Source organism: Methanoculleus sp., from assembly GCF_035363275.1.
GTDB lineage: Archaea > Halobacteriota > Methanomicrobia > Methanomicrobiales > Methanoculleaceae > Methanoculleus.
Genome location: NZ_DAOSET010000030.1, coordinates 1 through 9,874 on the forward strand (window position 1 = coordinate 1; position 9,874 = coordinate 9,874).

Consider the following 9,874-nt stretch of genomic DNA (forward strand, 5'->3'; position numbering starts at 1 on the left):
TAGCCGAGCAGGCTCGTGAAGAGCGCCGAGAAGAAGTTCAGCACGGCACCGCGGGTCATCACGTCGCGGAGCTGCGGCACGAGCATGACCGCGAAGAGTATCGTTATGCCGGTTATGGCGAAGTCCTGCCAGGTCGTCTCGATCACCCGTACACACGCGGTGCAGCATACAGGTATGACCTGCGAACATATCAGATCACCAGATTTCGGCCAGGTACTCCCCCTCCGCGGCGACGGCCCGGTCGTGCCACTCCGTGCCGACCCATCCATACTCGCTGAACCGCGGGGAGACGAAGAGCCCGGTCCCGCCGTTTTCAAGCGTCCAGACCTCCTGCCCGGGGGTGAACCGGCCCGCGACCTCGTCTTCCACCGCGCAATAGACGATCGCGTCGATGTTCTTCACCACCGACGCAGCCACCAGGTTCGGGGCGAGGTAGGACTGGTCGGCATCCTCCCCGATGAGGAATACGTCGCCGGTCTCGCGGGCGGCGGCGACGATCCCGGTGTTGCTGGAACCCGCGATCATCAGGATGACGTCGACGCCCTCCGCCCGGAGGCCGCGGGCGAGGTCACCCGCACGCCCCGGCATCCCGAACCCCTCGAAACTCTCGCCGACGTAGAGGACCGTCACGTTCACGGCCGGATCGTATGCCCCCGCTCCGGCCCTGAACCCCTCGACGAAGGGCTCGATGACGGCGACCGGGGCGCCGGCGATCGCGCCGATCCTTCCCGTCTCCGTCATCTTCGCCGCCATCACGCCCGCGAGGTAGGAGGCACCGTAGGGGACCATCACGGCGTCGCAGGCGTTCGGGAGTCCGAAGTCCTCCTGCTCGAGGGTGACGAACCGGATATCGGGGTTCGCTTCCGCCCACGCACGGGAGGCGCCGGCGAACTGGAACCCCTCGGTGATGACGAGGTCGGGCTTCTCGGTGAAGTTCCGGGCGGCGAAGACGGCGTCGAGGAGCGCGAGGTCGTCGTAGGTGAACTCCCTCTTCGTGAAGTCAAACGACTCCCCTGCCCGGAAGAGGCCCCGGTAGGCCGAGTCCGCAAACGACCGGTCGCCCTTTGCGAGCGGGTAGACCATCCAGACTACGGGCCCCTCACCGGCAGGGCCGGGCGAGGAGAGGGTGGGGCGGCGCGGGGAGACCTCCGCGGACGCGACCGGGGTGCTCTCGGAGAACGCCCCCCCCTCGATTGTCCAGCGGGTGTAGTAGCCGGCGAGCGGCCCGGAGGCGGAGTGCTCGCCGAACCGGAGTGGCCCGGAGGCGCCGGTGACCGCCGGGTGGCCGCCCGCACGGATCATCGCCGCGGCCTCGGAGGCCTCCTGGGGGTCCCAGCCCAACGTGGCGCCGTCGCCGGAGACGACCCACCGGAGGGAGGCCGCGAGCGGCTCATCGGGTGCCGCCTCCTGCCGGGCAGCGGTGTAGACGGCGAGGAGGAGGGCGTCGTAGGTCTGTGCGGCAAACGCCGGGGGTTCCTCGCCGAAGACCTCCTCGTAGGCGATCGCGTAGCCGGTCGAGGGGTCGGGGGCAAGCGACGTCCCCGAGATCCCCTCCGCCCGAAGCCCGAGACGCTCGATCAGGTAGGGCGAACGGCCGGCGTCGGTGAGGAAGAGGCCGGCGGGGGAGAGGGCGTCCGCGAGACGGGCGGCCTCCTCGGGGTAGAGGGCGGCGACGACCGTATCGGGCTCCTCCCCGCTGAGCCGTGCCGCAACCGCCGCGAGGTCGTCCGGGTCCTCGACGAAGGCCGTCCCGGTGAGCCGGACCCCGTGCATTGAGGCCGCCGCCGGGGCAAGCCGGGCGAACGTCTCGCCGTAGGTGGTGTTTGCCGCAACGAGCGAGACGTTCTCTACACCGGTATCGGAGAGAATCCCAAAGATCGCCTTCAGCTGCTCACCGTCACCGGAACAGGTCCGCCAGACGAGATCGTTCTCCCGGAATTCGGCCGTGACGAGGCCCGAGGTGGCGCTCGGCGACATGAGGAGTTTGCCCCGCCCGGTGACGAGGGGAGCGATCTCGAGGAGTTCCGCGCTCGTCGCTGGGCCGATGATGACGTCGATATCCCCGCGCCCGGCAAGCTCCTCCGCGTAGGCGGAGATGTTCCCCGTGCTCGTGTCGCGGTAGACGAGTTCGACCGGCCGGCCGCCCTCCCGGTTCAGCGCCTCCGCCGCCCAGGCGAGGCCGTCGAGGGAATGGGTGGCAAGCGAGCCGTTAGCCGGCAGGAGGACGCCGATCCGGACGGGATCGGGAGCGGCGGTGCAGCCTGCGGAAAGGATCGCCGACGCGACGATGCAGGTGAGCAGAACGAGCGGCAGGAGGGCAGGGAACCGGGGTCGTGGGGTCATGACAGATCTTCGTCCGGGCGCCGGGGTCGCGGCCGGCAGCCGATGCACTATACGTCGACAGTGGTCCGGATATGGTTTTTTATCGGAGTTCCGGCGGCCAAGCGGCCCTCATCCCGGAGTGCCCCGGTGGAAGGGTCCTGATCAGGGCATCCCATCCAGGTGCTCCATCTTCAGCCTGAGGATCCGGCCGCAGGACTCGTCGATCCGCTCCTCCGGGATCTTCCCCGACTCGACGGGTTCCTTCACGATCCCGACCGCCCTCTCCGCGATCTCCTCGTCGCAGTCGAGGTAGTTCTGCCTGGTGATCCCGGGATATCCGCCTCCTGGAAGGCGTCGCGAGGCAGACCCCGGTCTTCTCCCTCGCGCGTGCGTAGCCGTCGGCCGCGGGCGGGAGCGCCGAACCTCCCCGACGTGCAAGGGGAAGAGCGTAGAGCATTCTCGACGCCTTCTGGAGCGGCGCACCCCCCACGTCAAAGGCCCTGCTCCACCCCTTCCAACCCCGCAGGCTGACGACCGGCTCAACACCGGGCAGAGGAAGACGGAATATCCTCCTCTCCGGATGAGAGCGGACGCAAGACCAGATACAGGGCAGGTTTCCGGTCATATCGAACCATTCTACCCCAGGCCTCTACATCACGTATGCCGTTGCCGGAAGACCGCAGACACAAACGGCAGGACAGATCACTGCTCTCATAGGAGACCAGGCACCGTAACAACCCGGGAGGAAGATCTGCTCCACTCTCCATATACTCGCGAAACGACCTCCCGGCAAGTTCGGCCGCGTCGCGGCACCCGACAAGGGTTGCAGCGAGTTTGTTTGCATCAAGGATGCACCCGTCCCGGTCGAGGATAACGATGGGATACGGCATCTGCTCTACGAGCAGCCGGAAGAACTCTCTGCCTTCGCGGTTGCACTCCCTTGCAAATCGCCGTAACAGGGCAACTGAAGCCTGGTTAACAAATGCCTCGACGGTCTCCCTGTTCGTAACATCGCCCGGTCGAAACAACTCAATCAGGATATTACCAAAAATCTCGCCCTTACAGGCAAACCCCATGCAAAAACCCCGGCCAGGTCTTAACCTCTCTTGAGCCTGTACGCAACGCTCCTGTGGGATCCTGTGGAAACAGAGATCGTACGGCGATAAAACTTCAATGAGTGCACCTTTATGGAAGTCCGTCTCGGACAGGGGCAACTCACTGATAGGAAACGATACCCCGAGCGGATTGACGATCCCGAGAGCCTCCCAGAGCGCATTGGTCTGCTCTTCTTCTCCCACAACAGCACGGAGCGTAAACTCCCTCTGCTCCGGATCGAACGAGTTGATGCCGATGACACTCTCCGGGACGAGATCGTAGAGGCGATCCGCAATGTAACGGTAGAGATCTACCGAGTCCTCCATCTCGATGAAGTTCATCGCGGTCCGGGAGAGGAACTGCAGGTTTTGGACCTGCACTTTTTCGCGCGCCAGGCTCTTCTTGAGGGTGTCGTTGGCAACCCTCCTATCAATCGCAATCGCAGCCTGCCGGATGAGCGCCTCGATGAGATCCTTATTCGGCAGCAAGGAGCCACGTTTCTGGCTTATCCCGACATTGCCGATGAGTCTTCCCTTGGAGACAAGCCCCATCAGATAGATGTCAAGTTCTCCTGCTGTTTCCACAATCTGTTTATGCAGAAGCCGGGAGCGTGGAGGCACCTTTACAAGACTCCTGCACTGGATAAGTTCCGTCATGTCGGCCTTATTAATAAGAAAAAGCATCCCCGCGGGGCGCGTTCCCGGGGATTGCTCCGTTATCTCCAGTGCAGTAGAATCCCCGACAATACTTTTGAGAACGAGGTTTTGCGTAGGTCCATCGATGATGTCGATCCATACCAGAGGTAGCGGGGCGAGCGAGTAGACCTGCCGCACAACGTAATCGTAGATGTCATCATCTTCGCCCATGTCCATAAAGGCCATACCGGTCTGCGAGAGGAACTCCATCCCTCTGATATAGTCGTTGATCTTCGCTGCAGCCTCGCGCTTCTCAGTGATATCCCTGCCCATGCCCTGGCATTCGGAGAGGTGGCCGGAGGTATCAAAGAACGCGCGCATTGTCCACGTATTCCAGCGGATCCGCCCTGAGGAATGATGTATCCGGCATTCGAACGTGGAGACCGGATGATCGCGGCTCAGCGACCGAAATGCCTGATCCCTCGCATGGGCATCTTCATTGCATATACGGGGAATAAAGGGCTTCCCGATGAGATGCTCCACGCGCTCCTCAGAATACCGGGCATACGCAGCATTCACAAACGTGGCGGTGCCGTCCGGCATGCACCGGACGATAAACTCGGTCTGATCCTCGATGATACCCCGGTACCGGGCCTCACTCACCCGGAGCCTCTCCTGAGAGGCAACCTGATCGGTGATATCCTCAATGATCAGCGTGATACCCCGGGCTCCATCCTCAAATACCGTCGGCATCCGTTTCACGCGGAAATGACGCTCTGTTTCCTGCAGAACGCAGCGCATCTCAATGATCCGGTCTGGTGCGTCGCGTAACTCCGGCGGTGATAGATTGTTCTTCAGTGCAACGAGAATGGGGTTTTGTGAGATATGTATACTCGTGCCGACGACCGATTCCCGATCTTCGTTGAGCGCTACGAGCATCGGTTCGTTGACCTTCAGGATCCTGTTCTCATCATCGAGAACAACGACCATGTCGGAAGAGAAGTCAAGCATGGCAGATATGGGGACGCGATGGGAGAGGAAGTATACCTTTGCAGCTCCAATCTCCTGCATGTCGACCTGCCCGGAGATGAGGAGCATATCGAGATATTTCGATACAAGATTCCTGTTCATATGCAGTTTAGAAGAGACATCCGAGATGGTCATCCCCCGCGGGTTCCATTTCAGGTATTGTTTGATTCGATCCATCCTCTCCTGATCGAGCACGCTCATACAAGGGAATTAGGTGCTGGCATAGTAAATTTTTTTATTTGCAGGCCCCTAAACGAGTATCGGAGATTCTGCCGGGTGCCCTTCTTTCCGGCGCGTATTCAACACACAGCCATACCCGTAACTGCGACGGCATCTAAGGGTGTGCAGGATCACGGCAAAATGCATATCAAAATGTGCATGGCACACTATGGTGCATATTTTCATTGCAGACTTATATGGCGAAATTAGTGTGCAAATTCATAATAAAGGGTGGATTCCATCTTATTTTGGCACAGGACAACTGATGATGTGCCGTGTGACCACAGGAAAGGTAAAGCGGAGATGCAGACATTTAACTTCAACACGGAACACCTGATCCGACAGGCACAGGAAAAGTCGATGCGAGGAGATCACGCCGCTGCAGTGGAATGCCTGAGGAAGGCAATTGACATGGAACCGCAGCACCCGGGGGCGTTTGCCCTGATGGGGGATTGCTGCGACTACCTCGGTCAGCATGAGCAGGCAATCGCAAGTTACGATCAGGCAATCAGGATCGATCCCTATCATGCAGATGCATGGTTCAACAAGGGAATGAGTTTGAGATCGGTTGGGAGGGACGCAGAAGCAACGCAGTGTATTGCGAAATCAATCGAACTGTATTGCGGCCGTTGAGGCAGCATTAAGTTACCACACACCACAACTTTCGACGCTGCCGCACAACAAAGGACCGGTAAGCAGTCATGAGAAAAATACATTTTTATGGTCCTAAGACCGGACAAGGCAGTGGATGAACATTTCAGCGATCGCCGACCTCTAATACCGTGGTTCTTCTCCCGCCTATCTGCTCGAATCAATGCGCCCTCATACCATCCGGGATGCCGGGCGAAGCGAACATCTTCCTCAAGCAGATCCCCCTCCCGGGGGATGATTCCTGCATTCCTATGAAAATGGGGTTGACCTGACCCGCATCACGATGCATCAGGGACACGTTCCGTATAGGCATGGAGGAACCGCTGGCCGGAGTAAACCTCATCTGTCGCGGATTTCCCCGATTTTCCTGCCTGAACAACGACTCCTGCATCATTCCAGGGTCCTCGCTCCGTGAGAACAACCGCCCCCTCTGTCTTCCCGTACACAGTAAGAGCTGCCTCCTTGATAGTCAGTGACTTCCCCGTGATGCCGGCCCGGAAACCGTAAGCCTCAATTTTACCGGCCATCATGGATATCTCCCCACACGGCACGGACACCCCGTAATTCTCACTTTCAATCGTTACAACGCCCCCTAATTCGAGATCTCCCTTCTCAACAACAATACCACAGCCCCCCGAATCCCTCATCCGTGAATTGGTAATCCTGATAATCCCGCAAGGGATCTTTGCTGATCCTGACGGGATGAGCACCCCGTAATCATCCGCTGTAATCTCCACTCTCCCGTTGGTAATAATCAGATTGCCTTTCTCGGATACAATTCCGCCAAACCTGCCGGTAACAATGACGGTCGCTCCATGGATGCCGATATCCTTTGTCGTATAAATCCCCACATTACCATTTGCATTCATATTTACCACGGTACCAAGGATCAGGTTGCCCTCTTTCACCGAAAGACCGATCTCCACACCAGTAACTTTCAGACGACCACGTTCAATTTTCAGCGATTTACCCACAGAAAATCCGACATTACCGGAAGCCGAGAGATTAATACTTTCAATTACCGCAGATCCTGCCACAACCAGTCCGTTTTTACGGCCGGATACGGTGATGGATCCAAAGGTCGAGGTCATCTTTTTCCCGGAAATCCGCATGCCGTCTTCAGCCTCCCCGGAGACAGATACATCCCCGCCAGACTGGGTATAGGAGCCGTTCACCACAATTCCGTTGATCTTGCCAATCCCCATAATCCGGCCACCAGAGATTTCTGCATTACCTGCAATCTGCATTGCCGTATCTCCTGTAAGCATCAGACCTCCCCCGACATAGTTCAGGTCACCCCCAACAGATATTCCGGTCTCCCCGGATGCAGTGATATTTCCGTTTTGTATCTGCAGGTTTCCTCCAACCGCGATGGCAGTTTTTCCGGAGATTTCGTAGTCCCCGGAAAGATCCATATTCCGGGAAACAAAACACCCATAATCCTCTCCTGACAGAGTACCATTCGACCGGAGAATATTGCACGAACCGTTTACCTGCACACAGGATGTTGCATTCAGATCAAATGTCGAAACGTCAACGGTGAGACTGCCCTCCTCCAGGCGAATACCTATATCGCCGCAGAAGGCGTCAAAAACAGCAGAAGATATATCTATAGAGCCGTGGTGAATCAGAATTCCGCATCCCTCGGGGCTCTCGATCTTCAGGCCCCCTACGGAGAGATTCATATCTCCCGCAAGGTCAATTCCTGCACGATTTCCATAGATTGTCAGGGAACACATGCCGGTTGTGGTTAAGCCCCCGAATACCGATCTGATTGCTGTCGTTTCAGAACTGATGTCGAGTACGCTGCCGTCTGTGACGGAGATGTTCCCTGACGCATAGATCCCGTAATCGTTTGTCCGGATGATGAGGATGGTTTGTGCAATTTGCAGGGAGCCGGACTCGACAAAAATCCCTCCGTCGTCTCCCTTTATGGACAACGCTGCAATACCCGTAAGTTTCAGGTTTCCGTTGTGAATGCGAATTCCCGGCCCATGAGGGCTGAAGATCTGGTTGTCAAGCTGTTCCACCCGGATGGTGAGGTCTCCGGATGCTTCAATTGACGAGCCATGATAGTTGGAAAGGACAAGGGTGCGTGTTTCTGCAACCCAGTTCCATCCCTTGCCATAACAGTCGTCTTCGCCGGAGTAGGATCTCCCGCCGATGACAAACTCCTCGTTGGCCTCCGGAGCTCCCGACCGGTATTGATTGCTGTTTGCGGCATCAAGATTGGTATGCGGTTCGCCGTCATGTTGTTTTGCGCAAAAGAGTTCGTAATCCAGTCCCTGCTTTAGTGTTGGGCCTGCAATAGCCAGAAGACCGGTACAGTACGTGATTACGCTGTCGAAATCCCCACACCGCCGCATGGTATCAAGGACCGGAACCCATTTGTTTGAAGGGATGTCGGCGAGTGTTTTGTTGCCTGCAAATATCAGGGACAGGGCTTTTCTACGGCAGGAGACGGCTATCTCACGGTGGCGCATGGTATCAGCGGACCATGCGGCCCGGAGATAATAGTCTATGGCTTTTTCCGGATTGTTCTCCTCCAGCTGGATACGTGCAGCACGTATATACCGTGAAGCTAACGGGGGGATATCCGGATTCTGGAGATCGCAGTAATCAGGAGACTGCAGGAAGTCTTTGGTGATTACTGTTTTCTCCCCGATGTCTTTTGCAATGTATCCGCAATGTGGACATACTTCAAGTTGGTTTTTAAGAATGTCCGTTGTCAGTTCCTTTGGACGACCCTCAAGCTCCACTATTCCCGATGTCCCTGCCGTAACGGGATGCGTAGAGGGTGCACTGTTTATCTGTTTCGATGATTTATGGCAGACAAAACAGATTTTGGGGACGGTCTCAATCTGCGGCATGGCAACTTAAACGTTGGTGATAACTCAGTATACGCCACGCAACTATATCCAGTTAACACCTGGCTACGATCATCAAGATCCTGGTTACAATGCTCATACCGAAACTGCAACTCTTGGAGGAAGAGGGGAGTTTCCGGGCATTAACTCCAGGATATTGCAGTAATCGCTGCATTTCAAAGGACCAGAATATTTCTGGTACCATTAAATATAAACATTCCCATATGGTATCGGTTAATGTAAAGAGTACCGCCGGCCAACCCGCTTCCCTCCTCTTCATCGTTCTCTCCCATGCAGGACCTGCCCGGCACCGTACCGGCAGGTGATCCGGCATATCCCGGAAGAAGACCGTCGGCGTTCCAGCGCTCCTGCCGGCTATATCCCGTCCGAACGGATACCCCCGGAGCATCCGCGGCTTTGACGGCATATATGCCGCAGCCGGACAACCAGAAGGCGCGGGACGACTTCGGGCAATTCTTTGTGATGCTCGATCCATTTCTTCGACACAGGGGGACGTGTCTGACAACCGCGATCTGCCCACGCCCGGTCATGATGACGGAGAATACTCATAGTTTAAAAAGGTAGCGTCACAACACAATACAACGGATAGGAAAAATATGAAAATTTTAGAAGAGACGGGCATCTCCCTGGAAGTGACTCATCTCCTGGCCATTGGCCTGATAATGCTCGCCCTCAGTACCGTGCTCTTTTCGGTGGCTGCAGGGGCACTGCCCTACTATGAGGATGGCGTGTACGGTCTCCTTCTGATTATGTTCGGCCTGCAGCTGCAAACGATAGGAAAAACCCCGATCGGATCATTGAAGAGATCGTGGCCGGGACTCATTTCAGGGGTCATCATCACCGCAATTGGTTTTGCCACCTGTTTTATTCCGGGAGTTCTTGGCGACATTCCAAAGGTTCTGGTGATGATCATCTTCGGAGCCGGTAGTACTTTGCTGCTTTTGCAGCTGTTTTCTGCAGATGAGGTGCATCGGTTCCGGAAAACACTCGATGACGGAGTAGTTACCCACCTTACCGTCAGCGGTGCAGCAGTCT

5 protein-coding genes and 1 pseudogene are annotated in these 9,874 nt (G+C 57.2%); 2 read left to right on the forward strand and 4 right to left on the reverse strand.

Going from position 1 to position 9,874, the window contains the following annotated elements; all coding sequences use genetic code 11:
* Positions 1-195: 195 nt before the first annotated feature.
* From PLN84_RS07945 to PLN84_RS07955, 3 genes are all read right to left on the reverse strand, one after another.
* Positions 196-2,343: a BMP family ABC transporter substrate-binding protein gene (locus tag PLN84_RS07945; protein ID WP_348531996.1), complete on the reverse strand. Its 2,148-nt coding sequence runs from the start codon at positions 2,341-2,343 to the stop codon at positions 196-198.
* Positions 2,344-2,484: 141 nt separating this feature from the next.
* Positions 2,485-2,817, reverse strand: coding sequence for a hypothetical protein (locus tag PLN84_RS07950; RefSeq protein WP_299954484.1), 333 nt, complete (start codon positions 2,815-2,817; stop codon positions 2,485-2,487).
* Positions 2,818-2,861: 44 nt separating this feature from the next.
* Positions 2,862-5,282 (reverse strand): PAS domain-containing protein, encoded by a 2,421-nt coding sequence (locus PLN84_RS07955; RefSeq protein WP_348531997.1) that lies wholly within the window; start codon positions 5,280-5,282, stop codon positions 2,862-2,864.
* 321 nt (positions 5,283-5,603) lie between these two features.
* On the opposite strand from PLN84_RS07955, the gene PLN84_RS07960 reads away from it, so the two are divergent.
* Positions 5,604-5,933 (forward strand): tetratricopeptide repeat protein, encoded by a 330-nt coding sequence (locus PLN84_RS07960; protein ID WP_261596701.1) that lies wholly within the window; start codon positions 5,604-5,606, stop codon positions 5,931-5,933.
* Positions 5,934-6,229: 296 nt separating this feature from the next.
* Here the strand turns inward: PLN84_RS07960 and PLN84_RS07965 are convergent, their stop codons facing one another.
* On the reverse strand, positions 6,230-8,821 hold the full coding sequence (locus PLN84_RS07965; RefSeq protein WP_348531998.1) for a hypothetical protein: 2,592 nt from the start codon (positions 8,819-8,821) through the stop codon (positions 6,230-6,232).
* A 614-nt stretch (positions 8,822-9,435) separates the two neighbouring features.
* Between PLN84_RS07965 and PLN84_RS07970 the strand changes: the two are divergent.
* A pseudogene (locus PLN84_RS07970) lies at positions 9,436-9,874 on the forward strand (hypothetical protein); the annotation flags it as partial.